This is a genomic window from Pseudomonas sp. GW460-LB5 (assembly GCF_059423245.1).
The window spans coordinates 1-539 of record NZ_JBWKXT010000144.1; the positions used below are offsets into that span (position 1 = coordinate 1).

The following is a 539-nucleotide window of genomic DNA, read 5'->3' on the forward strand; positions in this document are numbered from 1 at the left end:
TGGAAAACAACCGGAAGCACAGCCATCGACCCAGAAGATGACTCACTCAGCTTGGGCATGCGACTAGGGCTAGTCTGGCACCCCAGCCGCACCGGCCTTCCCCACATGGAAATGGCCCTACTCGGCAAGCAAGGCCAAGGCGGCAGCGAACTGCGTGACGAGTGGGAATTCATCCGCCGCTACATGGAAGAAGGCCCCCACGCCGTCCCCCGCCCCCGCCTGAGCACACAACTACCATCACCCATCCAGGCATTCAGCGCCCAGTTCGAGGGGCTTGGGCGTTTCTTCCGCAAAAGCAGCTGGTTGTTCAAAGTTATCCTGCTGTTCGTGTGGCCCGCTTTCGTCATCGTTGGCACCGGCCACTGGCTCAGCCTGCTGCTGTGCTGGCGACCGCGCTGGCCGAAAGTAATCCGCGAGGCCGGCTTGCCCGGCAAGCCCGTACCACCCGTGACCACCCTGAGCGACTACCCACCCGCAATCCAGGAGCGCCTGCTCGCCAATGCCTACCGCTGGCAGCTCAAACCCGGCAAACGGCCTGA

General features: G+C 63.1%; 1 protein-coding gene. It reads left to right on the forward strand.

Features of this window, described 5'->3' with window-relative positions; genetic code table 11:
- On the forward strand, nucleotides 1-539 hold a 539-nt coding region (locus tag AC07XM_RS31095; RefSeq protein WP_495046090.1), incomplete at both ends, for a DUF6708 domain-containing protein.